This is a genomic window from Liquorilactobacillus sp., assembly GCF_047719775.1.
In the GTDB taxonomy this organism is placed as follows: domain Bacteria; phylum Bacillota; class Bacilli; order Lactobacillales; family Lactobacillaceae; genus Liquorilactobacillus.
Genome location: NZ_JBDNTS010000003.1, coordinates 95,606 through 121,560 on the forward strand (window position 1 = coordinate 95,606; position 25,955 = coordinate 121,560).

Annotated in this window: 19 protein-coding genes; 17 read left to right on the forward strand and 2 right to left on the reverse strand. The window is 35.3% G+C overall.

Going from position 1 to position 25,955, the window contains the following annotated elements; genetic code table 11:
• The first annotated feature begins 31 nt into the window (after positions 1-31).
• From ABF682_RS02490 to ABF682_RS02545, 12 genes are all read left to right on the forward strand, one after another.
• Positions 32-1,294: an amidohydrolase family protein gene (locus tag ABF682_RS02490; protein ID WP_415618916.1), complete on the forward strand. Its 1,263-nt coding sequence runs from the start codon at positions 32-34 to the stop codon at positions 1,292-1,294.
• 317 nt (positions 1,295-1,611) lie between these two features.
• Entirely contained in the window at positions 1,612-3,744 is a 2,133-nt protein-coding gene (locus ABF682_RS02495; RefSeq protein WP_415618917.1) for a GH36-type glycosyl hydrolase domain-containing protein, read from the forward strand.
• Positions 3,745-3,865: 121 nt separating this feature from the next.
• Complete coding sequence (locus ABF682_RS02500; RefSeq protein ID WP_415618918.1) at positions 3,866-5,101, forward strand: sugar ABC transporter substrate-binding protein; 1,236 nt, start codon at positions 3,866-3,868, stop codon at positions 5,099-5,101.
• A gap of 159 nt (positions 5,102-5,260) precedes the next feature.
• Complete coding sequence (locus ABF682_RS02505; RefSeq protein ID WP_141052641.1) at positions 5,261-6,151, forward strand: carbohydrate ABC transporter permease; 891 nt, start codon at positions 5,261-5,263, stop codon at positions 6,149-6,151.
• A 12-nt stretch (positions 6,152-6,163) separates the two neighbouring features.
• On the forward strand, positions 6,164-6,994 hold the full coding sequence (locus tag ABF682_RS02510; protein ID WP_415596327.1) for a carbohydrate ABC transporter permease: 831 nt from the start codon (positions 6,164-6,166) through the stop codon (positions 6,992-6,994).
• A gap of 23 nt (positions 6,995-7,017) precedes the next feature.
• Positions 7,018-7,983 carry a LacI family DNA-binding transcriptional regulator gene (locus ABF682_RS02515; RefSeq protein WP_415618919.1) on the forward strand — a complete coding sequence of 322 codons (966 nt, stop codon included), beginning with the start codon at positions 7,018-7,020 and terminating at the stop codon, positions 7,981-7,983.
• Positions 7,984-8,003: 20 nt separating this feature from the next.
• A complete protein-coding gene (locus ABF682_RS02520; RefSeq protein ID WP_415618920.1) occupies positions 8,004-8,756 on the forward strand; it encodes an alpha/beta hydrolase in 753 nt (250 codons plus the stop codon).
• Positions 8,757-8,778: 22 nt separating this feature from the next.
• Entirely contained in the window at positions 8,779-9,885 is a 1,107-nt protein-coding gene (locus ABF682_RS02525; protein WP_415618921.1) for an ABC transporter ATP-binding protein, read from the forward strand.
• Between the two features lie 346 nt (positions 9,886-10,231).
• Entirely contained in the window at positions 10,232-11,980 is a 1,749-nt protein-coding gene (locus ABF682_RS02530) for an ABC transporter ATP-binding protein (RefSeq protein WP_415618922.1), read from the forward strand.
• A 12-nt stretch (positions 11,981-11,992) separates the two neighbouring features.
• Positions 11,993-13,738, forward strand: coding sequence for an ABC transporter ATP-binding protein (locus ABF682_RS02535; RefSeq protein ID WP_415618923.1), 1,746 nt, complete (start codon positions 11,993-11,995; stop codon positions 13,736-13,738).
• A 33-nt stretch (positions 13,739-13,771) separates the two neighbouring features.
• Positions 13,772-14,701 (forward strand): helix-turn-helix transcriptional regulator, encoded by a 930-nt coding sequence (locus ABF682_RS02540; RefSeq protein ID WP_415618924.1) that lies wholly within the window; start codon positions 13,772-13,774, stop codon positions 14,699-14,701.
• A gap of 233 nt (positions 14,702-14,934) precedes the next feature.
• Entirely contained in the window at positions 14,935-16,143 is a 1,209-nt protein-coding gene (locus ABF682_RS02545) for an MFS transporter (protein WP_415618925.1), read from the forward strand.
• 114 nt (positions 16,144-16,257) lie between these two features.
• Here the strand turns inward: ABF682_RS02545 and ABF682_RS02550 are convergent, their stop codons facing one another.
• Entirely contained in the window at positions 16,258-16,755 is a 498-nt protein-coding gene (locus ABF682_RS02550) for a cysteine hydrolase family protein (protein WP_415618926.1), read from the reverse strand.
• 248 nt (positions 16,756-17,003) lie between these two features.
• Between ABF682_RS02550 and ABF682_RS02555 the strand changes: the two genes are divergently transcribed.
• The 3 genes from ABF682_RS02555 (at position 17,004) to ABF682_RS02565 (ending at position 21,538) form a co-directional block, all read left to right on the forward strand.
• Entirely contained in the window at positions 17,004-18,401 is a 1,398-nt protein-coding gene (locus tag ABF682_RS02555; RefSeq protein WP_415618927.1) for an MFS transporter, read from the forward strand.
• Between the two features lie 20 nt (positions 18,402-18,421).
• Entirely contained in the window at positions 18,422-19,912 is a 1,491-nt protein-coding gene (locus tag ABF682_RS02560) for an amidase (RefSeq protein ID WP_415618928.1), read from the forward strand.
• Between the two features lie 240 nt (positions 19,913-20,152).
• Positions 20,153-21,538 (forward strand): amino acid permease, encoded by a 1,386-nt coding sequence (locus ABF682_RS02565; protein ID WP_289981236.1) that lies wholly within the window; start codon positions 20,153-20,155, stop codon positions 21,536-21,538.
• A 124-nt stretch (positions 21,539-21,662) separates the two neighbouring features.
• Here the strand turns inward: ABF682_RS02565 and ABF682_RS02570 are convergent, their stop codons facing one another.
• Positions 21,663-22,580, reverse strand: coding sequence for a LysR family transcriptional regulator (locus tag ABF682_RS02570; RefSeq protein WP_289981238.1), 918 nt, complete (start codon positions 22,578-22,580; stop codon positions 21,663-21,665).
• A gap of 367 nt (positions 22,581-22,947) precedes the next feature.
• On the opposite strand from ABF682_RS02570, the gene ABF682_RS02575 reads away from it, so the two are divergent.
• Both ABF682_RS02575 and ABF682_RS02580 read left to right on the forward strand, forming a co-directional pair.
• A complete protein-coding gene (locus ABF682_RS02575; protein ID WP_415618929.1) occupies positions 22,948-23,493 on the forward strand; it encodes an NADPH-dependent FMN reductase in 546 nt (181 codons plus the stop codon).
• Positions 23,494-23,517: 24 nt separating this feature from the next.
• A complete protein-coding gene (locus ABF682_RS02580; protein WP_415618930.1) occupies positions 23,518-25,938 on the forward strand; it encodes an FAD-dependent oxidoreductase in 2,421 nt (806 codons plus the stop codon).
• Positions 25,939-25,955: the final 17 nt, after the last annotated feature.

Genomic DNA, 25,955 nt, shown 5'->3' on the forward strand with positions numbered 1-25,955 from the left:
AGAAAAATATGGAAAATGGGTGTGACTAAAGGTGAAACTATATAAGGGTAATATTATTTTTACAAAAGTGAGCACTGAATTTACTATGTATGAGCAAGGATTTATTGCGGTCAAGGCTGGGAAAATAATTGAAACCGGGAAATACTTAGATAAAAAATATCCTAATTCAGAAATAATTGATTTTGGGCAACAGCTTATTATCCCAGCTTTTAATGATGTACATTTACATGCTCCGCAATTTCCAATGGCTGGATTAGGATTTGATCAAGAGTTATTACCATGGTTGCAAAAGTATACTTTTCCTATGGAAGCAAAATATGAAAATACAAATTATGCATTAGACAAATATAAACTTTTTTTGACGAAGTTATGGGAAGTTGGGACTTTACGTTTTGTTGCATTTTCAACTATTCACAAAGAATCAACGATTATTTTAATGGATTTAATTTCACAATCCGGATTAAAGGCTTTTGTAGGAAAAGTAAATATGGATCGGAATTCTATTGCGTCTCTGACGGAGTTAACAGAAGATTCTGTCAGAGATACATTAGCATTGATTGAAGCCACAAAAAAGTTTCGAGAGAATGTACAGTATATTGTGACCCCTCGCTTTGTTCCATCGACTTCAGTTTCCTTAATGAAAAAACTAGGTGAAATCGCTGATGAATTTGATTTACCTGTCCAGTCTCATTTATCAGAAAACAGAAAAGAAGTTGAGTGGGTAAAAGAGTTACATCCCGAAAGTAAAAATTATACTGATGTATATCAAAAATATGGACTAATAAAAAAGAATAAAACTATTATGGCTCATTGTATTTATCTGTCGGAAGAAGAAAGAAAGTTATTAAAAGAAGAAAAAGTTTTAGTAGCACATTGCCCACAATCAAATGCAGATTTATCAAGTGGAATAATGCCATTAAGGAAGTATTTAAATGAAGGTCTGCATTGTGCAATTGCGAGTGATGTTGCGGGTGCCCATGTACCAGATATGAACCGACACATAGTAGAAGCAATTCAGACCTCAAAATTGTGGTGGGTGAACCATCCAAAGGATTTACCAATAAAATTATCAGAAGCCTTTTTCCTAGCAACAAAATCAAGTGGAAGTTTTTTTGGCAAAGTTGGTTCATTTGAAAAAGAATATGATTTTGACGCGCTTGTAATAAAAGAAGATGTCCATAATTCTGAAAGAACTATTTCAGAACAATTAGAAAAGTTTATTTATTGTGGAGATGATCGTAATATTATGCACCGGTATGTTTGTGGCAAAGAAATTAGAAAGCCCTTTTCTTAAGATTTTAGGTGAAGCAATCGACTAAAAAAGCTCAAGGATATTTTTTCAAAAAAATAGTAGGGTAATAGTAATGTCTCTTCTTTCTTTAATATTGCATGAAATTATTCAATACAAGAATGGCCTACGGCTGTTAAAGTGTAGGCTTGTATGTTCCTGAGGTAAGATTTTTATACTTGCATTTACTAGGTTTATGATTATGATGCAATTTTTTGTGGTAGCTGCTTAATGCAATTTGAATCATAATAAACTGAAGGAGCATATTCATTTTTTGATATATCTGAACATTATTTTCAAAAGTATTATAGTATTTTCCAAAAATGTGTTTGCTAAACCATACTAACAGCAAGAATGAACTGCTATCATTTTTTGATACAAAAGGCAGACACATTGTCTTACCTGCAAAAGAAAAAAAGCAAGAGCGAATGACGGGTAATATTATTATGGCTGGATCCTCTTTTAAACCAGGAGCACCAGTGATGGCAACAACTCAATATATGTGTGGTATCTTTGAATCTCAAACAGTTTTTGGAAATACCAATATGAATATATTGACAACCAATGTCCGTAATTCTTTAAATTATTTCAAAAATAGTGGAACTCGTATTCTAGTTAGGATAAATGGAAAATACAGATTATTAACAATGCCTTCACTTTTTGCAATGAGCTTTAATGGAACGGACTGGATTTATAAACTTGAAGATGATGTTCTGCTCATCAGAGGTGAAGCTTCTGCAGATACAGATCAATTAAGGCTTGAATTTATTTCTATGAAGCAAAAGAAATATGATATTAAGGTAATTACTCAACTTGAACTTGCAACACTTGGAGAAAATGTAAAGGTAGATATTCAAGATGCAAAGATGAAGATAATACCGGCAGGTGAAATGGCCAAAAAACTACCAAAACTGCAATACACGTTGTCTTATGAAGAAGATGATGTCACTCTCCAACTCGAAGAAAAAGAAAAAGAGAAGTATTTAGTAGCTCAATATCAACAATGTAATAAATTTGGAATTGTTACTGGTCTTCAAGGCCATTCTAATAAAGAATTTGACATTGACAGTGAACGCAAAAAAAATGAGAAATTTATTGCAAACTTTGTGCAAAATATAAATCTGGAGCAGGTACAATCTGAAGATGTATTAGCTGAATATCTACAACCCACGGAATTAATTATTAAGTGGTATGCCCATGATGCGCTAGTACACCTTATGTCACCCCATGGTCTTGAACAATATGGTGGAGCTGCTTGGGGTACAAGGGATGTTTCTCAGGGACCAACAGAATTATTTTTGGCATTGGGATATAACGAACCCGTGCGTGAAATTATTAAGATTATGTACGAGCATCAATTTATTGAAAATGGAAATTGGCCACAATGGTTTATGTTTGATGAATATGCAGATCAATTTGCAGCGGAAAGCCATGGAGATATCATAGTTTGGCCGCTAAAGGTTGTAGCAGAATATCTCAAGCAATCTCATGATATAACAATTTTAAATGAACCATTAAGTTATATGTCATTTAAAGATAAGCAAACTACTTCTAAAAAGGAGAAGTTGATAGATCACATTAAAAGGCAGCTTAATTATATAACGAGTCATTTCTTACCGCATACTTTTGTTTCGGCTTATGGTGATGGAGATTGGGATGATACTTTGCAACCCGCAAATAGTGAGCAGAAAAAAACGATGGCAAGTACCTGGACGCAAGAATTGACGATTGAAACATTAGACTTAACTTCTAAAGCAATAGCAGAGTTTGATGAGGAATTTGCACGAGAAATTTTTGAACTAAAAGAAAAAATGAAAACTGATTTTAGAAAGTATTTTATGAAAGACAGTGTTTTACCAGGTTTTATTAGTATGGATACTGAAAATAAGCCACATTATATAATTCATCCAGAAGATAAGGTTACTAAGATAAATTATAGGTTGTTGCCATTACAGCAAGGAATTCTTAGTAATATTTTCAATGAACGAGAAACGCAAGAAGTGCTTGCGATAATTAAGAAGAATCTTCTTTTTCCAGACGGTGTGAGACTGATGGATCGTCCAGCTACGTACCAAGGAGGAATTAGTGAGATTTTTAAAAGAGCGGAGCAATCGTCCTTCTTTGGTAGAGAAACGGGACTTTTATATGTGCATGCTCATATAAGATATGCTGAAGCACTAATTGAATGTGGCTATTTTAAAGAGGCTTGGAAAGCACTTTTACAGATTAATCCAATTTCCTTAAAGAAGAGAGTTCCGAATGCTGCATTAAGGCAAGCTAACACATATTTTTCAAGTTCTGATGCAGCATTCAACGATCGTTATCAGGCACAACAAAATTTTGCAGAATTGAAAAAAGGAGAGATTCCAGTTAAAGGTGGCTGGCGTCTATACAGCAGTGGCCCTGGAATCTATGTAGCAGCATTGAAAAAATTGCTCAATCATAAAAAGGTTTAACTAGAATATTTTGATTATTATTTTTTAAAAAATAAATAGAAATGCTTAAAATATAGTATTGTAATCGCTACCAAAAAGTATATAATATCTATAGAAACGTTTCAAAAGAGGGGGACTTACAGTGAAAAAATTAAAAAGAACAATTTTAGTGCTTATGAGTTTGTTAGGGTTAGTTATATTTTTAACAGGATGTGGTAAAAGCAGTTCTTCATCAAGCAAAACATTAACATTTTGGTATGCAGGAGACGGTGATACCGCAATTAAACCAATAATAAAAAAATTCACGAAAAAAACAGGAATTACAGTTAAAATTCAAAGCATTCCATGGAGTCAATATAATGACAAATTGCTGACAGCTGCATCGTCAAAAAGTGGTCCGGATGTATTGTTGATGGGAACAACACAAATGGCAAATTTTGTTAGTTCAAAGTCATTGATGGATATTTCAAAATATGTAAAGAATGATAAAACTTTGAGCCCAAGTAAATTTTTTAGTGGTTCTGAAAATACAACTAAGTTCAGTGGTAAATATTACGCTGTGCCATGGTATGTTGAGACACGAGTTCTCTATTACAGAAAAGATGTTCTTAAAAGTGTAGGCTACGATCATGCACCAAAAACTTGGAGCGAGCTTTATGAGGTTGCTTCAAAACTTGCAAGTCGAGGCAAGAATATGTATGGATTTAATGTTGATAGTAGTGAACCAACATTTGGTTTTATGTTCGCACGCCAAAATGGAGCTCAATTAGTAAAGAATGGAAAAACACAATTTAGCAGTTCAGCGATGGTAAACTCACTAGAGTATTTAAATAAGTTTGTTCAAAATGGAGTGTCACCTAAACAAGACTTGAAATTGACTATTGCCCAATCATTTGGAGGGAAAGCACCAATTCCAATGTTTATCTCAGGGCCTTGGATGCTGTCAACAATTAAACAAGAAGCTGGGTTAAAGAGTGATCAGTGGGCTGTAGCAGAGTTACCTAAGGGAAAGAAGAGCAATATGTCAGTTACTGGTGGTGGAAACTTGGCGGTCTTCCAATATAGTAAAAATAAATCAAATGCTGTTAAACTTTTGAAGTATCTTTCCAAACGTGAAAATCAATTAGCATATTACAAGAACAGTAATTCAATGCCTACTTTAAAATCCGCATGGACAGATAGCTCGCTCAAAGACGAAAAAATTCAAGTGTTTAGAAAGCAATTAAATAATTCGGAAGCGATGCCAGCGTTGAAACAATGGGAAGAAATTGGTCAGAATTATCTAAAGGTATGGGAACCAATAGCATTGAAGAATAATAATATTAAAGAAGCAATGGAGAAATTTAACAAAGAAACACAACAATTGATCAATAAGTAGGTTTTATTAGAAGTATGGCATAAGTTAGTAAAATTTGATTATCTATCTGAAATTGTATGAAGAATTTTGATTTTTGGAACATTTTTATACGGAATCAAGAAAAAGGGCTAAATCAAAATTTAATTTGATGATCCCTTTTATTGTAAAGGAGGTAGCAAGATGCAAAGTAGTTTTTTGAAAAAAATTGTTCCATATACATTTGTTTTTCCCGCACTGCTTCTTTTGGCAATCTTTTCACTTATTCCAATTGTCATAGCCTTATTGATTAGTTTTACTGGCTTAGATATTACAGGATTAGGTGATTGGTCACAAATCAAGTTTGTGGGACTCTCAAATTATTTACAACTATTCCAAGATAGTGCATTTCTACAATCAATTATGAATACGGTAATTTATGTTTTGGTAGGGGTACCCCTAGTTATTATTTTTTCACTCACAATTGCGATTTTAATTAATAGCGGAAGAAATAGTTTTTTCAAAATGATGCGTCTAGTTTTTTACACGCCATCAATAACAAATACTGTAGCTGTAGCTGTTGTATGGACATATCTCTATAATCCAAGTCTAGGACTTTTTAACACCTTGTTAGCAAAAGTAGGTGTTGGGCCGATTGGTTGGTTGACAGATCCCAATGTTGCAAAATTATCACTTATTATTTTGGCAGTGTGGAAAGCAGTGGGACTTAATATGTTAATTTTTCTAGCAGCATTGCAAGGTGTGCCACGTTCCTTATATGAAGCAGCTGAGTTAGATGGGGCAAATTATTGGGAACAGACACGACATATAACTCTTCCATCACTTAAATTCTCTATCTTTTTTGTAACGGTTACTACATTAATTGGTTGGTTCCAGTTCTTTGATGAACCCTTTATTATGACAAAGGGAGGACCATTGAACAGTACTAATTCTGTCGCTCTTTTTGTTTATCAAAATGGTTTCCAAAATAGTAATTTTGGTTATGCTGCAGCAGGTTCTTTTGTGATGTTTGTGGCAATCATTTTAGCAACATTAATCCAATTTAAGTTACAAGAAAAACAGCGTGGAGAATAGGAGGAAGCGGAAATGGATACCGGAATGCAAGATATAAGCAAAACTTCTAAAGTACTCGTTGGGCTAGTGTTGACAGTACTTGGCTTTTTAATGATTCTTCCGTTTCTTTGGATGTTTTTATCATCATTCAAAACGAGTACAGAAATTTCATTATCACAAACTTTTTGGCCAAAGCACTGGACAATTGATAATTATAAGAACCTTTTTACAAATGGGAGCTTTGGTACTTATATTAAGAATACTTTGATTATTACTGCTGCTTCATTTGTAGGTTTATTTTTAAATGCTATGGCAGGATATGGGTTTGCCAAATTTGATTTTAAAGGGCGAAAGTTTTTATTTATGGCAGTCTTAGCCACTATGATGATTCCTGGACAAGTAACAATGATTCCAGTTTATCTGATCCTTAATCAGATGCAACTGACAAATACTTTACTGGGTATTGTGTTGCCAGGTTTGGTGGGCGCTTTCGGAATTTTCTTATTTCGACAATTCATGTCCAATATTCCAGATTCAATTGTAGAGGCAGCTAGACTTGATGGAGCAGGAGAGTGGTACATCTTCTTTCATCTGATTTTGCCAATTTCTAAGCCGGTGTTAGCAGTACAGGGAATATTGACATTTATTGGTGGTTGGAATGCATTTTTATGGCCATTGATTATTGCAAATGATCAGAAGTACTATACGTTATCAGTAGGGTTGCAGTTATTACAGGGACAACATACATCAGATTATGGGTTGCAAATGGCAGGTTCTTCTTTTATGGTTATTCCTATAGTAATAATTTTTGTGATTTTCCAAAAATATATTTTACAAGGATTTAATATTCAAATGGATAAATAAAAAAGGATAAGGAAGAAGATATTATGGCTGGTATTAAAGAAATAGCTGAAAAAGCTGGAGTTTCGATTTCAACAGTGTCATATGCTTTGAATAATAGTAATAAAATTACCAAAGAAACGCGGGATAAAATTTTAAAAATAGCTGAGGAACTCCACTATACACCGAATTTGGCTGGACGGAGTTTGAAAAAACAAAAGACGAAGCTAGTTGAGATGTATGTTCCAGATTTTGGTGGTTATTTCTACGGTCATTTATTAGCAGGTGTTGCAGAAGTATTAAAAAATAAAGGGTATGAATTAATTGTTGCTTCTGGTGGAAAACAATCACGATCCTTTATTTCACAAGGCTTGGTAGACGGAGCTATTATTCTTGATCCAACCTTTCCTGATAACGAGATTGAAAGGCTGTCTAAGGCAGGAAATAAACTTGTATTAATGGACAGAAAATTAAATATGTCGTCTGTGAGTCATGTTTTACTAGATAACGAAAAGGGAGCAAAAGAGGCTGTTGATGCTTTAGTTGAAACAAAAACTGAGATGTTTGCGATTCTGACAGGGCCAAGTACATCCTATGATGGGAGGAAAAGGCTTGAAGCAGCCTTAAATGAATTTCAAGCAAAAGGCAATCAGACAGTAGTTGTAATTCCAAGTGACTTTACAATCGAAGGCGGTAAGAAGGCAGCAGAAGAGATTATTAAGATAAAAAGAGAGCAAATTGGTGTTTTCGCGCTAAATGATGAAATGGCATTTGGATTGTATGAAGGATTGAAGAAAAATAATCTTGCTCCAGGAAAAGACATAAAAATTGTTGGTTATGATAATGATTTGATAGGAAGATACGTGAGGCCACAGCTTGCAACTGTTGATTATTCAAAACATCAATGGGGGAAAAAAGCAGCAGAAGTTCTCTTGGACATGATAGAAAATGAAGTTACTAGGAATGAAGTTGTTGCAACTAAATTGATCAGTAGAGGGTCTCTAGAAAAGTAAATTTGGAGGAAATTAAAAAAATGCTGGCACATATTGATTTTTATTCTAACTGTTTGATGATGAAGACAGGAATTAATGTTTTACTGCCAGATGAGCCACATGAAATACTCACAGTTCTTGTTTTACTGCATGGGCTTGGAGATGATGAAAATAGTTGGATTAGGCAAACATCATTGGAAAGATATGTTGGGCAAGAATCTTTGGCAATAATCATGCCAAGAGCTGAGAGAAGTTACTATCAGAATGGATTAGCAGGGCAAAAATATTTTGATTACATTTGTACAGAGTTGCTTGAAAAATGCCGTACTTGGTTTAATTTGAACACAGATTTAGATCATACTTTCATCGGTGGATTATCCATGGGAGGTTTTGGTGCGGCAAAAGCAGCCTTATTGCATCCGGAAATATATAAGAGTGCTTTTCTTATGTCTGCTGCTTTAAATTTGCCACAAAGATGGGAACAAGACAAAGAACGTGAGATGTGGTACAAAACGTTGTTTGGCTCACTTCAAGAGTTAAAAAATTCTGAGAATGATTTATTTAATTTGGTTACTGATAGTAAAATAACTGTGAAAAAACCATATATTTGGCAATTATGTGGTCGAGATGATCCATTTTATCAAGAAAATTGTGATTTTAATGAATTACTTGAAGAAAAGGGTTATCGAAGCTTGTTTTTAGAAGTTGAAGGAAGCCATTCTTGGGAAGTATGGGATAGGGCAATTGTTATAGTGATTGCAGAGATAAAGAAACTATGTTTTGAAGCGCAATAATTAAGATAGAGGGTGTTAACAATTGGTAGAAATAAAATTAGAACATATATCTAAAAAGTATACAGAAGCTAAAGGCTATTCGGTAAAAGACTTTAATCTAGACATAAAAGACAAAGAGTTTATTGTTTTTGTTGGACCTTCTGGCTGCGGAAAATCAACGACATTAAGGATGATTGCAGGACTTGAAGGAATTACCCAAGGTAAGCTATATATAGATGAAAAGATGGTAAATGATGAGGCGCCTAAGGATCGAGACATCGCAATGGTTTTCCAAAACTATGCTCTTTATCCACACATGACAGTTTTTGATAACATGGCTTTTGGATTGAAATTAAGAAAATATGCACAGGCGGAAATCGAGAAGAGAGTTCAAAATGCAGCCAAAATTTTAGGCCTAGAGGATTTTCTGAAACGTAAGCCAGCCGCTCTTTCAGGGGGACAAAGGCAAAGAGTAGCTTTAGGACGGGCAATTGTAAGGGATGCACCAATTTTTTTGATGGACGAACCCTTATCTAATTTGGATGCTAAATTACGTATTTCAATGCGTGCTGAAATTGCCAAGCTTCACAGAAACTTACAAACAACCACAATTTATGTCACTCATGACCAGACAGAAGCAATGACGATGGCGGATAGGATAGTAGTAATGCGTGATGGTGAAATTCAGCAGGTAGGAACGCCAAGAGAAGTTTATCAAAAGCCCGTGAATGTTTTTGTAGCAGACTTTATAGGAGCTCCAGCAACTAATTTTTTTGATGTTATTTTGCAAGATGGGCATATTAAAACAGAAGAGAATAATTTTAACTTGGATGTACCCGAAGGTGTTTATAAAATATTGAAGCAAAAGGGATATGAAGGGAAGAAACTTATTTTAGGGGTGAGACCTGAACATATTCATGCAGAACAAGCTTTTATTGAGACCTTTCCGAATGCAACTGTCAGGGCCAAAGTAGTGGTTTCTGAATTATTAGGTGCTGAATCTATTTTATACACTAAAGTTGGAAAAAATGAATTCGTTTCCAAAGTAGACGCGCGCGACTATTTAGATCCTGATCAGATTGTAGAGTTAGGGTTTGATTTGAATAATTCACATTTCTTTGATGCAGAAACCCAAAAAAGTATACTTTAGAGTAGTATAAGCGATAAATCAAAGAAGAGGCTGAATCAAATAAATTTTGATCTGGCTTCTTTTTTGATTTTGCATAAGTATGTACTATAAATCAAAGTTTTTTGCCTAACTTTAAATTATTTATAATAAAGTACAAAAAATGTTTATAATTTTCTTGTCAGTGTTCAGGTTTTCCGATTTCGTACTACCATTTTTGATTTAACATCGTAATGAAATAGATTATTAAACTCTGAGTGATACAAGTAAAAAATAGTGTCTAAATGGTATATTTTTGTCTAAATGGAACACTTTGAAATCCGATAAGAATTTAAACTCTAATAGATACTGTAAGTTAGGGGATAAATCGATGAAGAAAAAGTGGTTAAAAATATTATTCAACTTTGCTAGTGGACATAAATTTTTATTTATTTGGTCCGTCTTTTTTTCAATTTTAAGTGTCTTTGCAGGAATCGTTCCCTATGTAATCGGTGCACGATTAATGGCGATGATAATTATGAAACAAAATAGTTATCAAGAATTCATTGTACTTCTTAGCGTAATACTACTTGCATTTGTTTTAAAAACTATTTTTTATGGAATTTCAACGACACTTTCACATCATGCTGCATATAATACTTTAAACAATCTGCGTAATGCTATCACTAATAGGCTGATGCAGACTTCTTTGGGAGTTGTTAAAAGTTTTTCAGCAGGTAGCATTAAGAACGCAATTCTTGATCGTACAGAGGAAGTTGAAATCCCGTTAGCACATATGATTCCTGAATTGTCAGCTAATGTACTTCTCATTGTGGTGACAGTAGTTTATTTATTTATATTGGATTTTCGATTGGCACTGGCTGCGCTATTAACGATTCCGTTAGCTAGTATTCCATTATTTTTACTAATGAAGAATTTTGGCGAAAAGTATCAAGCTTATATGCAGGCAAATAATGAAGTTAACAATGTCATGGTGGAATACATTGAGGGAATTGAAGTCATTAAAACATTTAATCAAACAGGAAATTCATTTAAAAAATTTTCGAATGCTGTTGATGGATTTAAAGATTATACCCTTAACTGGTTAAGGACTGCATGGAAAACGCAAAATCTAATTTTTGCATTGTTGCCCTTCACACTGTTAGGCACCTTGCCTGTTGGCATTTGGTTATATCTAGATGACATCTTGAATTTGAATCAACTATTGCTGGGGTTATTACTAGCTATTGGTTTGAGCAATCCACTGAATAAACTTTCCTTATTTACGAATGATTTTAATGCTATGAAGCAGAGTGTGATTAATACACAAGCATTTTTAGATCTACCCATTCTTTCTTTTAATAAAAAAGAAGTTGGTCAGATTAGTGATAACAGTATCACAGTGTCGAATGTTGAATTTGGTTATACTCGTCATGAACCTATTTTAACAGGGATTAATTTAAAAATTCCAGAAAATAGTTTTTGTGCTATTGTGGGCCCTTCTGGAAGTGGAAAATCAACTTTACTCCAATTATTAACTAGATTTTGGGACATTCAAGAGGGAAGTATCATGATTGGCAATATTGCTCTGCAAGATTTAACACTTCATCAACTTAATAGTGCTATCAGTTACGTCACACAAGACAGTTTCGTTTTTAAAGGAACAATTGCTGAGAATATTAAAATGGGTAATCCGACTGCAACTGAAGATGAACTCTATGCTGCAGCGAAGGCCGCTCGTTGTCTAGAGTTTATTAATGAACTATCACAAGGTTTCCAAACTGAAATTTCATTTGGCAATGGACAGCTTTCAGGTGGACAGCAACAACGAATTTCTATTGCACGTGCGATTTTAAAAAATTCGCCCATTATCATTTTAGATGAGCCTACTGCAAGTATTGATCCTGAAAATGAACAACAAATTCAAGAGTCATTACTGGAATTAGCTCAAAATAAAACAGTAATCATAGTAGCACACCGATTGAGTACAATCAAAAATGCAGGTCAGATTGTAGTCTTAGATACTGGTAAAATTGTTGGAAATGGAAAGCATGCAGAATTATTGAAAAGTTGTCCAACTTATCAGCGATTATGGGCTTCTTATACTCAAACTGAGGGATGGCACATTGACAATCACTAGGAGGAAGAAAGTATGTTTAATACTATTAAAGGCATCATGCAGTGGAGCAGCAGTTACAAGAAGCAATTGTATCGTGGCTTTTTATATTCTTTCATTGCTTCGATGTTTGCAGCTTTGCCTTTTTGGATAGCCACACAGGCTGTAGTTTCAACATATAAAAGAAGTGAAGATATTTCACCAGCTAAAGTTGCATTTTTTTTATTTTGTGCACTTGCACTATGTTGTGGCTTAAGATTCTTATTTTTATATCTAAAAGCAAAATCGCAGGAAAGCATTGGATTTCAAATTGCTGCGAAGTCAAGACTTGAAATTGCACAAAAATTGAAAAAAACTTCGATGGGATATTTCAGTAAAAATAATGTTGGCAGCTTGCTAAATGCTGTTACAACTGAATTGTCAATGTTGGAACTACAAAGCACAAAAATGATTGATTTAATTATAAATGGTTATATTAATTTTTTTGTTATGAGTCTATTTATGTTTGTGGTTGACGTACGTATCGGAATCGTAGTTTTTGTTACACTTATCCTAGGAACTTTAGTAATAGAAATAATCAATAGAAGAAGTCGAGAAAATTCACAGATAGCCGATCAAGTTCAGATAGGAATGTCAAATAGTGTAGTCGAATTCGTTAAAGGAATCAATGTTGCTAAAACATATGGACAAGAAAGTACAGTTTTGGATAGTTTGAAGTCTGTTTTTAAACAAAGCAAGCAGATTCGGTTAAAGATTCAGACAAAGTTTGTTTTTTTAAATTGCTTGTTATTGTTGCTTTTAGATACTGCGACGGTTGTTGTTATGGCAATTTGTATAGCTAATCAGCAAAGCGGTCAATTATCATTGGATTTTTTTGTGACACTAATGTTTTTCTCGTTCATCCTTTTCAACAGTATCAAGGAAATGACGGATGCTACTCATATTTTAGGCGCAATTGATAATAATCTGCATCACCTACAACAATTAGAAAAAATGCCGCTACTTGATACAGAAGGCTCAGATGTGGAACTCACAAATTTTGAAATTGAATTCAAGCATGTTACTTTTGGATATGAAAAAGATAGACCCAAAGTATTGCATGATGTTTCGCTTACTATCCCAGAAAATAAAACTACAGCAATTATTGGGCCTTCAGGTAGCGGGAAAAGTACGCTTTGTAAAATGATTGCACGTTTCTATGACTGTGACGAAGGACAAATCTTCATAGGAGGACATGAAGTAAAAGAATTCTCATACAGTAGTTTAATAAAAAACATTAGTATTGTTTTTCAAAAACCGTACTTGTTTCATGATACTATTAAGAACAACCTCTTGTTTGGTAAAAAGAATGCAACAATGGCTGAAATCATAGATGCAAGTAAAAAAGCATGTTGTCATGATTTTATTATGCAACTACCACAACAATATGACACAGTACTTGATGAAGGTGGTAATTCCTTATCAGGAGGGCAAAAGCAGCGATTATCTATAGCTAGAGCGATTTTAAAAGATGCACCAATCATTATTTTAGATGAAGCAATGGCTAGTATTGATCCCGAAAATGAACAGGCTTTGCAATGTGCTATCACTTCGTTGGTTACGCATAAAACAATCATAACGATTGCTCATCGTTTGGCGACTATTCAAAATGCGGATCAGATTGTGGTTTTAGATGCAGGGAAGATAGTCCAAAAAGGAAAGCACAAGCAATTAATGGAGCAACCGGGTATTTATCGTGACTTTGTCGAAATCAAAGAAAAAGCCAAAAAATGGCAGCTATAAAGAATGCAGGTTATAAAAGGTTGGTGACGATAAATGAAAAAACAAATAGGATGGAAGAAAGATAAACAAGAAGAGACCAAAATACTGTCACTTGTTAATAAAGAAGATGTGGTACAAACAGATTATCTTACTCTTTTTGAAGGAGTTTCAATTTTTTTTCACCACTATAATTTTACTAAATTCGAGTCACCATTAAGGATTGCTAAGGGCAGCTTGCGTCTAGATTATTGTTACAAGGGACATGTTGATTACGCTGTCGTGGATAAGTATAATGTTTTCTTTGAACCCGGATTTTTAAAACTTGATTGGCGTGAAAAACAAAATATGAGATATTTTTTCCCATCTCACCAATACAGTGGGGTAACAATTATAATCAACAAAAAGGCAAAAGAAGAAACACTCATGCAGATGACTGGAGAAAAATTCAATTTAAATATAATTAGCGATAATTATCGTAAAAATGGAGATCATGTTTTTTTAAAGACGGATTTTATTGAAAGACTTTTTGAGGATCTTCGCACGCCTACTTTGAAGCGTTCAATAACTTATCTGCGTTTGAAAGTTGCCGAATTGTTGATTTATCTTTCCTCCAAAACAATAGCAAAGAATAATCATCCTAAAGAAACCTTTTCTGCAGGAATAATGGATAAAATTCGTCGCTTGCGACAATATCTAGATCAGAATTTTACAAAACAACTTAGTTTAGAAATGCTCTCTCACAAATTTGAAATTTCCACCACTTCAATGAAAAAGGGGTATCGTGATTTTTATGGAGCATCAATTCATGCTTATTTAAGAGAAAAGCGAATTGAAAAGGCTTGTGAATTACTTAAGAAAACAAATTTTTATGTGGCACGAATTGCAAACGAAGTAGGATACACGAATCCAAGTAAATTTACTGCAATGTTTAAGAAAAAGATGATGATGACACCTACTAAATATCGCAGTTTGAATCGATATTAAGGAAGAACAGGAAATTTATTAGGGTGTCTGAAAGAAAAACTAACCATGGAACGTATTGTGTTTTCCAAGTGTTAGTTTTTTATTTGGCTTAATTAATATTACAGCAAAACTACATCAGTGAAATAGTTAAGTATTTTTTAGGGGCAGTCCTGTCTTTGTGGAGCAGAGAAAGAGACCTATAGTATATAGAATGTTAATTGGTGATAAAAATATTAGCATGAGAGGAATTAACTATGAAGAACAAACTTTTTTTAGCAACACTAGTATCGTATTTAGGAATATACGTAACTATGCCGATCTTATCCGCAATTTCTACCAAAGCGCACATGATTCCTAGCCAAATTGGTGTAATGATTTCATGTGGAGCCTTCGCAATGCTTTTATTCGCCCCGGTTTGGGGGAAAATCAGTGATAAATTAGGCCGTCGGATGGTTATTATTAGTGGATTATTAGGAATGTCTATCTTTTTTATACTCTATGTTGTTCTCTTTCATTTATCGATTTCGACTGGCAAAGCGGTCAATGTACTGGTTTATAGTCTAATGGGAACGAGATTTTTGTTAGGAATATTCATGACAACTACTCCTACAGCTGCCAGTGCATATATGGCTGACATCTCTTCACCACAAGATCGCTCTAAAGACATGGCTTCTCTTGGATTTGCAACTGGACTTGCAATGGTATTAGGACCAATTATTGGTGGTGCTGTTTCCACAATTGGTAATTTATATACACCCTTTTACTTAACTATTGTAGGATTATTAATCTTTTCACTTGTAATGGTAGTCGGTTTACCACGACAACAGAAAATAAAGTCTCCTGAAAAAACATTAACGAATACATTACAGCAAACAAAATCAAAAAGGAGTTTCTTTTCATTGGAATTGGCAGCATGGTTGTTAGCAGGATGTGCAGTTATGCTAGTAGTTGTTGTACTACAGTTGATTACCTCACTATATTTACATGATAGCTTTAAGCAAACGGTTACCCAAAGTGCACAAACCGCAGCGCTATTATTTTTTGTACTTGGGATTGCTTTAATGCTTGTTCAGGTCCTTCAAATGAAAGTATTACAGTGGACAGCCAAGACGATGATGATGGTGGGAATACCACTGATAATTGTTGGTTTGCTTCTTGCAACTATAACGAGTGCATATTATTTAATTTTTGTTAGTTATATTCTTATTGGTGCGGGTGCAGGCTTAGGCATGAGTTCATTATCTGCGGGCTGTTCCTTAGCTGTTTCTGAAAGTCAGCAGGGTGCAGTAGCTGGAACTGTTGCGATGATTCAAGGTATTGCGGGAATTGTTTCACCGCTATTAGGATCATTCGTTTATCAGTTGAATCCTAAATTTCCTTTCTTCTTATTTGGCGGTTTTGCATGCCTTGCCTATTTATTCTTTCTGATGGTTACAAAGCAAAAAAAGAATTTGATAGGCTAAATAATGGATTATCATAATGTATAACAAAAAGAGATCTCTTTAGAACAGTAGGAGGTCTTTTTTTGTCGTAAGAAATAATAAACTTATAAACGATAGAGGGATAGAAAACTGAAATTATACGAACTCTAAAAATCTATGATTCCAGATATTTTCGTAAAATGAATTGGTTGTTTTTGCATCCATGTAATCATTAGCAATGGTGGTGGCAGTACCACGAACCATTTGCAGCTTATATCCTAAACCATGAGCCATTTTAATGGTCGTATCCACACAATATTCTGTTTGCGCACCGCAGATTTCTATTGCAGCGACATTATTTTCATCCAAAATTGTTTTTAAGTTTGTCTTGAAAAAAGAATTAGCATGCGTTTTTTGGACGTAATAATCATTATCTTTGGTATTTATTTCATCTATAATTGACCAGTTCCATTGCTCTTTCACTAGCTCATTATCATTGTGTTGAACAAAGATAATTGGTTTTTCAGATTGTCGATACATTTCAATTCTTTTGTTGATTTTACTTATACAATTTCTTAGATCAGCGACAGGTGTTGAACCTTTACAGACACCATTTTGAAAGTCAATTATTAATAGAACATCCGCTAGTAGCATTTGATATTTCCTCCCATGGATCGACGGTTTTTTAAGTATAAATAGCTCTTTTATATGAACTCTATCATAGCACAACCAAGATAGTACCATAATTAGATGATATATTTAATAATGCAAAAAATTTTAAAGATGGAATTTATTTTTCCGCATTTCATATTTTTGCCGTATAATTATCACGGTTACATTAAGTTGTGTACGTCCAATTAACCAGCTTGATACCAATATAAATCATCAAAGGGAGAATTGAAATGCAAGCACCAGCAATAAAGCAAGAAAAACCGATGTTCGTTGTTGCGATCGTTGCGCTAATGTCATTCATGGGGGTATTGACGGAGACATCGATGAATGTTACATTTCCTGCTTTAATGAGCGAATTTAATGAGTCGTTGAGCACGGTTCAATGGGTAACGTCGGGATATTTATTAATGGCCGCATTGGTCATGTTGACCTCTGCCTATATGAAGAGGAGATTTACAAATCGGCAACTATTTATTATCGCTGTCATTCTTTTTAGTTTAGGAGATATTATTTGCGGGAGTGCGTTTAATTTTTGGATGTTATTGATAGGCCGAATGATTCAAGCAGGTTGTGTGGGAATTTGTACACCATTGATGGTCAACATTATTCTTGATGTTGTTTCACCTATCAAGTTAGGAACATATATTGGCTTAGCAAATCTGATTATCTTGGTTGCACCGGCTCTAGGACCAACTTTTGGTGGGGCAGTTGTGGCTTTTGCGAGCTGGCGTGTAATATTTTGGGCAACTCTGCCATTAGCTCTTATTTTATTGGTAATGGGGACTAAAAGAATTAGACAGTATGCACCAATTGAAGGAAAGTACACATTTGATTGGACAAGGTTTTTAATTTTGGGAATGGCCTTAATTTGCTTAATCATTGGATTAAACGACCTTGGCTCGCATTTGTATATTACTTTTGCGGTCTTATTAATAACAAGCGTAATTTTAACAGGAATATTTGTTAGACTTTCAAGTAAGGCAACTAAAGCATTGTTCTCGTTATCAGTCTTTAAGGAAAAAGCTTTTTTGTTCAGCTTTCTACCATATATTATGTTGCAGTTTTCAAATGTTGGAATTAATTTCTTATTACCCAATTATGTACAAGAGGTGTTTCAGGCAACATCATTAATTGGAGGATTAATTCTTTTACCGGGCAGCATTTTGAATTGCTTTGGTCAACCAATTTATGGGTGGATGCTCGATCACTTGGGTGGCAAATTGCCATTATACATAGGTGATATCTTATTTACACTTTCACTTGTGGGACTCACAGTTGGGGGCACGCAATTAGGCATTTGGGGAATTACCTTAGCATATATGATTTTTGCAGTCGGCCGCTCGATGGCTTTTGGAAATTCGGTAGCTTATGGTCTAGAACACATTGATAAGAAGTTTCGCAGTGATGCAAATGCACTTTATAATACTGGTCAGCAAGTCACAGGTGCAATTGGTACTACGGTGTTAGCATTGATAATGGATTCAGTTAATCAGACGGGGTACACACGCGCGCAAAATATTAGTGCGGGCAGTACACGCGCATTCGTTTTGCTAGTGGTATTTGGGGTGATTATCTTTTATTTATTTCATCATTTATTGAATTTAAAGTCGAATATAGATAGTAACTAAGATTTTTAAGGAGAGCTAAAATGAGTAATGATGAACAAGAATTACTGTTAAAACCGGCATTAGAACTGGCTAAGTTAGTTCGAAAAAGGAAAATCAGTTCCGCTGAATTAGTTGAAATAGCACTAGGTAAAATAGCGAAGGATAATTCTAAATTAAATGCGGTAATCTCAACAAGACGGGAGTTAGCCTTAAAAGAGGCCAGCCAGTTAGAAGATAAAGGCCAGCCCTTTTTAGGGGTTCCAATCTTACTTAAGGGATTGGGCCAGTCACTTGCAGGTGAACCTGAGACTTATGGAAACAAAATGTTCAAAGATGCGAGAGCTCAATTAACAAATAATTATGTTAAAGCATTGCAACGCGAGGGCTTTATTGTCATCGGACAAACTAATTTTCCAGAGTTTGGATTGAAAAATATTACAGATTCTAAGATTAAAGGGGTAACCTATAATCCATGGAATTTAGATTATTACGCAGGAGGTTCATCCGGAGGTGCAGGTGCAGTATTGGCAGATGGAATACTGCCAATTGCAGCAGGAAATGATGGTGGAGGTTCCATTAGGATACCCGCTTCTTGGTCTGGGGTGATTGGCTTAAAGCCAACCCGTGGGCGAATTCCAGTCGGACCGACTGATTGGCGTTCGTGGCAAGGTGCATCCGTTAATTTTGCCTTGACGAGAAGTGTTGATGATACAGCTGCTTTGCTTGATTCTTTGCAGACTGTTCAACCAGCAGGTGTTTTTCAAGTACCATTGAATACGCGGGGATTTTTAAATAGCGTTAACTCAAGAATTAGTAATATCACGATTGGCTATACTACCAAGTCACCAATTGGGACACGGGTTGATGAAGAAGCAATTAAGGCAGTGGAAAATGCTGTTTCGTTTTTAAATGATCAAGGATTTAACACAAAAGAAATTATTTTACCGACTGATGGAATTCAATTAATGCATTCTTACTATACAATGAATGAAGGAGAAATGGTAGCGACTCTTGATTCAATTCAGCAAGCTATGAAGCGAACTTTAACTTCAAATGATATGGAGTTACTCACATGGGCATTATATCAAACAGGTAAAAATCTTTCGGCCGCTGAATACAGTAAGGCTTTAAATAATTGGGATGAAGCTGCCTACCAAATGGCACGGTTACATGAAAAATATCCAGTAATTTTAACGCCAACAACTGCTTATGCGGCACCGCGAATAACGGATAAATTAGTCAGTGATGATAATTTGTTTAAAATGAAACATATAGAAGAGTTGGAACCCAACGAACAAAGGCAATTGATTTGGGATCAATGGCTACCTGCATTGACGTGTTCACCATTTACACAACAAGCAAACTTAACTGGTAATCCGGCGATAAGTCTGCCTACACATGTCACGGCAGAGGGATTACCTCTTGGAATTCAATTTGAGACTGGCAAAGGGCAAGAAAACTTATTGCTTCAAATCGCAAAGATATTTGAAAAGAAGAATAAATTTAAATTTTTACATCCAACAAGTTTTTAAAAAATAAAAAGTTAAATAATACGGTTTATTAGAGAAAAGTAAATTAAAAGTTTACAATCTGATTTTCTCCCAAAAGTTGCGTTGACCGCTTAAGTTATCTATAATTATTCGTGTTGCGATGTGTAAATAGAATAAACATTAATGATGAGAGCAAAATTTATTGATTTAACTTTCATTGTATATAGATAGCGGCTGTGATACTACAATCATTTTGTCACAGCCTTTTTTGGAGGGAAAATAATGAAACAAGAATCAAATGGAGCACCTGATCTAAAACGCTCCATGACTGCTGGACAAATGGAAATGATTTCTCTTGGTGGGGCAATTGGAGTTGGACTGTTCATGGGTGCAACGTCAACAATTAAATGGACTGGACCATCAGTTTTATTGGCGTACATGTTTGTGGGCCTGGTATTATACATAGTAATGCGTGCTTTAGGTGAGATGATTTATATTAATCCGGGGACTGGCTCATTCGCAGACTATGCAGCGGAATATGTGCACCCATTGGCAGGATATCTTGCTAAATGGGCAAATGTCTTTGAATACATAGTTGTGGGAATGTCAGAAGTTGTCGCTGCGACTGAATACTTAAAGTACTGGTGGCCGAATATTAATCCATTCTTCGCGGGAATTATTATTATTACTTTTTTGTTGTTAGCCAATCTGACCAGTGCTAAAGCATACGGTTCACTAGAATTTTGGTTTGCAATGATTAAGGTAATTACAATTATCATGATGATTATCTTGGGCTTCATGATAATTTTCTTTGGTTTTGGTAATCATGGTCATCCTGTTGGTCTCAGTAATTTGTGGAGTCATGGTGGTTTCTTCACAGGGGGCTTTACAGGTTTCTTCTTCTCAATGTCAATTATTGTTGGTTCTTATCAAGGCATTGAGTTACTAGGTATCTCGGCTGGCGAGGTGGCAAATCCGCAAAAAGCAATTGTTAAATCAGTCAAATCTGTTTTATTTAGAATTTTGATTTTTTATGTAGGCGCAATTTTTGTGATTGTGACAATCTATCCGTGGAATCAACTAAGTTCAGTTGGTTCACCTTTTGTCTCGACATTTGCTAAAGTTGGGATTACAGCTGCAGCTTCGATTATTAACTTCGTAGTGTTGACCGCGGCATTGTCAGGTGCAAATTCAGGAATTTATTCTTCGAGTCGAATGCTTTTTAAATTGGCACACGAAGGAGATGCACCTAAAATATTTGGACGTTTATCTAAGCGGATTGTACCAAATGTTGCGATTATTGGGATTTCTAGTGGTATCTTAATTGGATTTGTTGTTGATATTATTGCAAGCGCATATAGTAAGTCAACCTCTGATATGTTTGTGATTGTCTTTAGTTCCTCGGTTCTCCCCGGGATGGTACCATGGTTTGTGATTCTACTAGCAGAACTTCGCTTTCGCAAGAATAACCCGCAATTGATGATGGAGCACCCTTTTAAATTACCACTATATCCATATTCAAATTATTTTGCATTATTGATGCTTATTGTGATTGTTTTCTTCATGTTTATTAATCCAGATACGCGTGTTTCAGTGATAGTTGGTGCAGCAGTTTTGGTTACCGCGACAATTGTATATAGTATCCGACACAAAAACAAAAGATTTTAAAAATAATAATAGTATGATTACAGAATCCCTTAAATATCTAAAATAAATATGAATATCTAGGATGGCTTTTATTTAACAGAATAAAGCAGTTTTTAGGACAGTGATAAGATACCTGATTGAATTATTATTTTCCGATTGTTAAAAATGATTCAACAAGCTCGTTTTCATAGGGACCGAGAGTTTTTGTACGATTCATAGCAATAAAATAGTTTAAATTTATTAAGTCACTTGATAAGGGATAAAGATTATATGCACCAGGGGTCAGCTTATTAATAATGCTCGTAGGTACAAGCGTCAGCCCAAGTCCATGTGTAGCCAATTCGACAGCAGTTATAATATTTTGACTTTCAATAATTATTTGGGGCTTGATTTTGTACTTGTTAAAAAGTGAATCAACTTGATTACGAATAGCAGATCCAGGTGAACTTAAAACTAGTGGTGAACTTAGCAGCGTCTTGATTGGGATTGACCCAATTGCGAGCTGCTGTTTTTTTTCTTCAAAGAAAGGTGAGGTAGAAGGAATTATCGCATAATAATTTTCTGCTTTTGCAGTTTCTAGTCGCAATGGAGGTGCAATTGTTTCCGGATTTTGCCCGATAAAAAAATCAATTTCACCATTAATAGCGAGTTTTTCGCTAACTGTGGGAACATCTTCAACTAAAATTAGATGAACGGAAGGATGTTCTTGCAAGTACTTAGGCAGGAAAAGTGGAAGTAAAAAACTTCCTAGGCTTTGGAGTACACCTAATTTGATTATAGTTTTATCAGGATGAGTATATTGGGATAACTCTTGAGTCAGCATCGCATTTGCAGTATTTTGTTTTTCAAGATAGTGATAGTATATTTTTCCAGCCTCGCTGAGTTTAAGTCGCTGACTTTGACGATCAATAATGGGAACACCTAATTCTTGTTCAATTTGTTTAATAATCTGGGTTAAGTAGGGTTGTGAGATGTAGAGATCTTTAGCAGCTTTGGTAAAGTTACTGTGCTTTAGAAGTACGTCTAGGTATTGGAGCATCAATGATGGATTCTTTGAAAACAAAATGATTCCTTCTTTCGATAGCAAATTAGTTATCAGCCAATAATTAAATAAAAATTTCACAAAATATACTAACGTCAGTATACTTAATTATAGACCTTAAGTATACTTTTAATTCCTATGAATTAGTAAAGAGGTTGAGTGTGACATAAGACGATAAAATTTAAATACTAACTCGAAATTACTGGCATAGCAGGAATTCTACTATTAGTAATTCGAAGCTAGACGGAGGACTTTGACTTATAGAACACGTTTATACGGAATAAATAGAGAGGCGAAGGCAAAATTTAACTTTTGGCTCAATCCCTTTCTAGTAGTCATATCGACATTATTGAAAATAAAATCACATGATTAGAAGGAGTTATTTAAAATGATAAATTTAATTGGAATTGTCGGGACAGGAGCAGTTGAGTCGACGAATCGAAAACTTCTGCAGTATATGAAGAGAAATTTTTCTACACAAGCAACAATTGAGATTTACGAATTAACAAATTTACCGTTTTTTGATAAGCCTGTCTCTCAAACAGCGCCAGAAATAATCGCTCGGCTATCGCAAAAAATAGTTGAGGCAGACGGTGTGATCATTAGTACCCCTGAGTATGATCATACGATTCCTGCGGCTTTAGCAAGTTTGCTGGAATGGTTCGCGTATACCACACAGCCACTTAGAGATAAGCCTGTTATGATTACGGGCGCTTCCTATGGGGTACTTGGAACTTCAAGAGCACAATCTCATTTGCGGCAAATATTGAATGCACCTGAGTTAAGTGGATTATTAATGCCTGGTAGAGAATACTTGTTAGGTGGATCGCTGCAAGCATTTACCGATGAAGGCGAATTAACAGATGTTGCAAAAAAAGAAGAACTAGACAGGTATTTTGGGGATTTCATGCAATTTGTTGCTAAGAATCGATGATAGAGACTATAGGAGGAAATTATAATGAAATTAATTGGAATTAGCGGAACAAACGTTGATGATTCGGCAACGACATTATTGTTGAATTTTATTAAAAAAGAATTTAGTAGTCTCGCTGAGATTGAAATTATTGATATTCGACAATTACCACTATTCAATGAATCAATTGAGATTGGGACAAGTAAGCTTGTTCAGGATATTAGCCGAACAATGGCTGAGGCAGATGGTGTGATTATTTCAACTTCAGAACATAATCGTTCAATTCCCTCTGCATTGAATAGTTTTATTGAGTGGATGTCTTTCAAAGAGCATCCATTTAATAACAAGCCAGTTATGATAATTGGAACTTCAATTAGAGTACAAGGGTCATCAAGCGCACAATTACACTTGCGACAGATTCTAGATGCTCCCGGAGTTGATGCGTTAGTATTGCCCGGCAATGAATTTCTACTTGGTAGTTCTGCTTCAACGTTTGATGAACAGAATAATTTAAAAGATACGTCAACTATCAAGTTCTTACAGTCATGTTTCAAAAACTTTCTACATTTTATTCAAGCAGCCGAGTTCTTAAATGCTTCTGAAGAGGTTCATTTTGAACCAGGAGAGTATCAAGTCAGTGCAATTGGCCATAATGGTAAGTTGCCAATGACAATTACTGTATCAGAAAAAAGAATCGAAAAGATTGAAATTGATACAAAGAATGAAACAAAAGGAATTGCGGATACTGTATTTAAAAGAATTCCAGAGCAGATTGTTAGTGCGCAGACATTGAATATTGATGTTGTATCAGGTGCATCGGTTACAAGTCATGGCGTGATTGATGGAGTGGCAGAAGCTATTGATTTAGCCGGTGGAGATGCAGCAGTTCTGAAAAGACGACCAAAGCCTCAAAAAGCGATGGAGCAAGATCCGCTTGAATTAACAACAGATGTTGTTGTGGTTGGTGGGGGTGGTGCAGGACTAAGCGCTGCGGCATGTGTCTTGAAAGCTGAGCGGCAAGTGGTAGTTGTGGAGAAGTTTCCTTCAATAGGTGGAAATACTATTCGCACTGGGGGACCAATGAACGCGGCAGATCCAGAGTGGCAAGGAACATTTGATGCACTTTCTGGCGAGGCAGCAACCTTAGAGGAAGTCTTGTCCCAAGATGAGAATCAAATTGATGAAGAGTACAGGAATGATTTTAAAGACCTGAGAAAACAAATTAAAGACTATCTACAGAACGGTAATAATAAATTATTCGATAGTATTTTGTGGCACCGAATTCAGACATACCTTGGTGGAAAACGGACTGATTTAAACGGAAATGAGATTCATGGACAATACGAGCTGGTGAAAATACTAACCAATAAGGCATTGGAATCAGTCAAATGGCTTGAAAATATCGGAGTTGAGTTCGATCCTAATGAGGTCTCAATGCCCGTTGGAGCAAAATGGCGCCGGGGGCATAAACCATTAAAGAACCAAGGTTATGCTTATATTTCTGCTTTGCAAGACTTTATTAATAATCAAGGCGGCAAGATTTTGACAGATGTTCCAGTGCAAGAGTTATTGATAGAAGAAGGAACAATCAAAGGTGTAATTGGACGTAATGCTGAAGGGCGACGTGTGGTTATTCATGCCAAGAGTGTGGTGCTGGCTTCTGGCGGTTTTGGCGCAAATACAAAGATGATTCAAAAATATAACACTTATTGGACAAAAATCGATGATGCGATTGCTACTTCCAATTCACCTGCAATTACAGGTGATGGGATTAAACTGGGGGAAAGTGTTAATGCGGCATTAGTTGGAATGGGCTTTACGCAGATGATGCCTGTTTCAGATCCTGTAACAGGTGAATTATTTACTGGATTGCAGGTTCCACCAGCTAACTATGTAATGGTTAATAAAGAAGGCGAACGCTTTGTTGATGAATATGAAAGCCGAGATGTCTTAACGCAGGCGGCTATTGACAATGGAAGCTTGTTTTATTTAATTGCGGATGACAAGATTAAAGAGACGGCATACAATACAAGTCAGCAAAAGATTGATGAACAAGTCGCTGCAGGTACATTATATAGAGCAGATTCATTAGCCGAATTAGCACAGCAAATTGGAATTGATCCAGATACTTTTGTTGACACAATTACTAAATATAATTCATACGCAGATATGGGGAATGATCCAGAATTTGGCAAGGAAGTCTTTGACTTGAAAGTACAGGTTGCTCCTTTTTATGCAACACCACGAAAACCTGCAATGCACCATACAATGGGCGGCTTGAAAATTGATAGTAATACTCATGTGCTGAATAAAGATGGTGTGATAATTGACAACCTGTATGCAGCTGGAGAAGTTGCCGGCGGAATTCATGCTGGGAATCGACTAGGGGGTAATTCACTAACGGATATTTTCACATTTGGTCGAATTGCTGGAATGATGGCAGTTAAAGGTATTACTGATAAATAGTTTCTTATGAGTTTGAT

Excerpts from the sequence above, each read along its gene's own strand:
- ABF682_RS02530 (WP_415618922.1), top strand. The coding sequence starts at position 10,232 with ATGAAGAAAAAGTGGTTAAAAATATTATTCAACTTTGCTAGTGGACAT.
- ABF682_RS02565 (WP_289981236.1), top strand. The coding sequence starts at position 20,153 with ATGAAACAAGAATCAAATGGAGCACCTGATCTAAAACGCTCCATGACT.
- ABF682_RS02510 (WP_415596327.1), top strand. The coding sequence starts at position 6,164 with ATGGATACCGGAATGCAAGATATAAGCAAAACTTCTAAAGTACTCGTT.
- ABF682_RS02515 (WP_415618919.1), top strand. The coding sequence starts at position 7,018 with ATGGCTGGTATTAAAGAAATAGCTGAAAAAGCTGGAGTTTCGATTTCA.
- ABF682_RS02535 (WP_415618923.1), top strand. The coding sequence starts at position 11,993 with ATGTTTAATACTATTAAAGGCATCATGCAGTGGAGCAGCAGTTACAAG.
- ABF682_RS02580 (WP_415618930.1), top strand. The coding sequence starts at position 23,518 with ATGAAATTAATTGGAATTAGCGGAACAAACGTTGATGATTCGGCAACG.
- ABF682_RS02540 (WP_415618924.1), top strand. The coding sequence starts at position 13,772 with ATGAAAAAACAAATAGGATGGAAGAAAGATAAACAAGAAGAGACCAAA.
- ABF682_RS02545 (WP_415618925.1), top strand. The coding sequence starts at position 14,935 with ATGAAGAACAAACTTTTTTTAGCAACACTAGTATCGTATTTAGGAATA.
- ABF682_RS02505 (WP_141052641.1), top strand. The coding sequence starts at position 5,261 with ATGCAAAGTAGTTTTTTGAAAAAAATTGTTCCATATACATTTGTTTTT.
- ABF682_RS02550 (WP_415618926.1), bottom strand. The coding sequence starts at position 16,755 with ATGCTACTAGCGGATGTTCTATTAATAATTGACTTTCAAAATGGTGTC.
- ABF682_RS02560 (WP_415618928.1), top strand. The coding sequence starts at position 18,422 with ATGAGTAATGATGAACAAGAATTACTGTTAAAACCGGCATTAGAACTG.
- ABF682_RS02495 (WP_415618917.1), top strand. The coding sequence starts at position 1,612 with ATGTGTTTGCTAAACCATACTAACAGCAAGAATGAACTGCTATCATTT.
- ABF682_RS02555 (WP_415618927.1), top strand. The coding sequence starts at position 17,004 with ATGCAAGCACCAGCAATAAAGCAAGAAAAACCGATGTTCGTTGTTGCG.
- ABF682_RS02520 (WP_415618920.1), top strand. The coding sequence starts at position 8,004 with ATGCTGGCACATATTGATTTTTATTCTAACTGTTTGATGATGAAGACA.
- ABF682_RS02575 (WP_415618929.1), top strand. The coding sequence starts at position 22,948 with ATGATAAATTTAATTGGAATTGTCGGGACAGGAGCAGTTGAGTCGACG.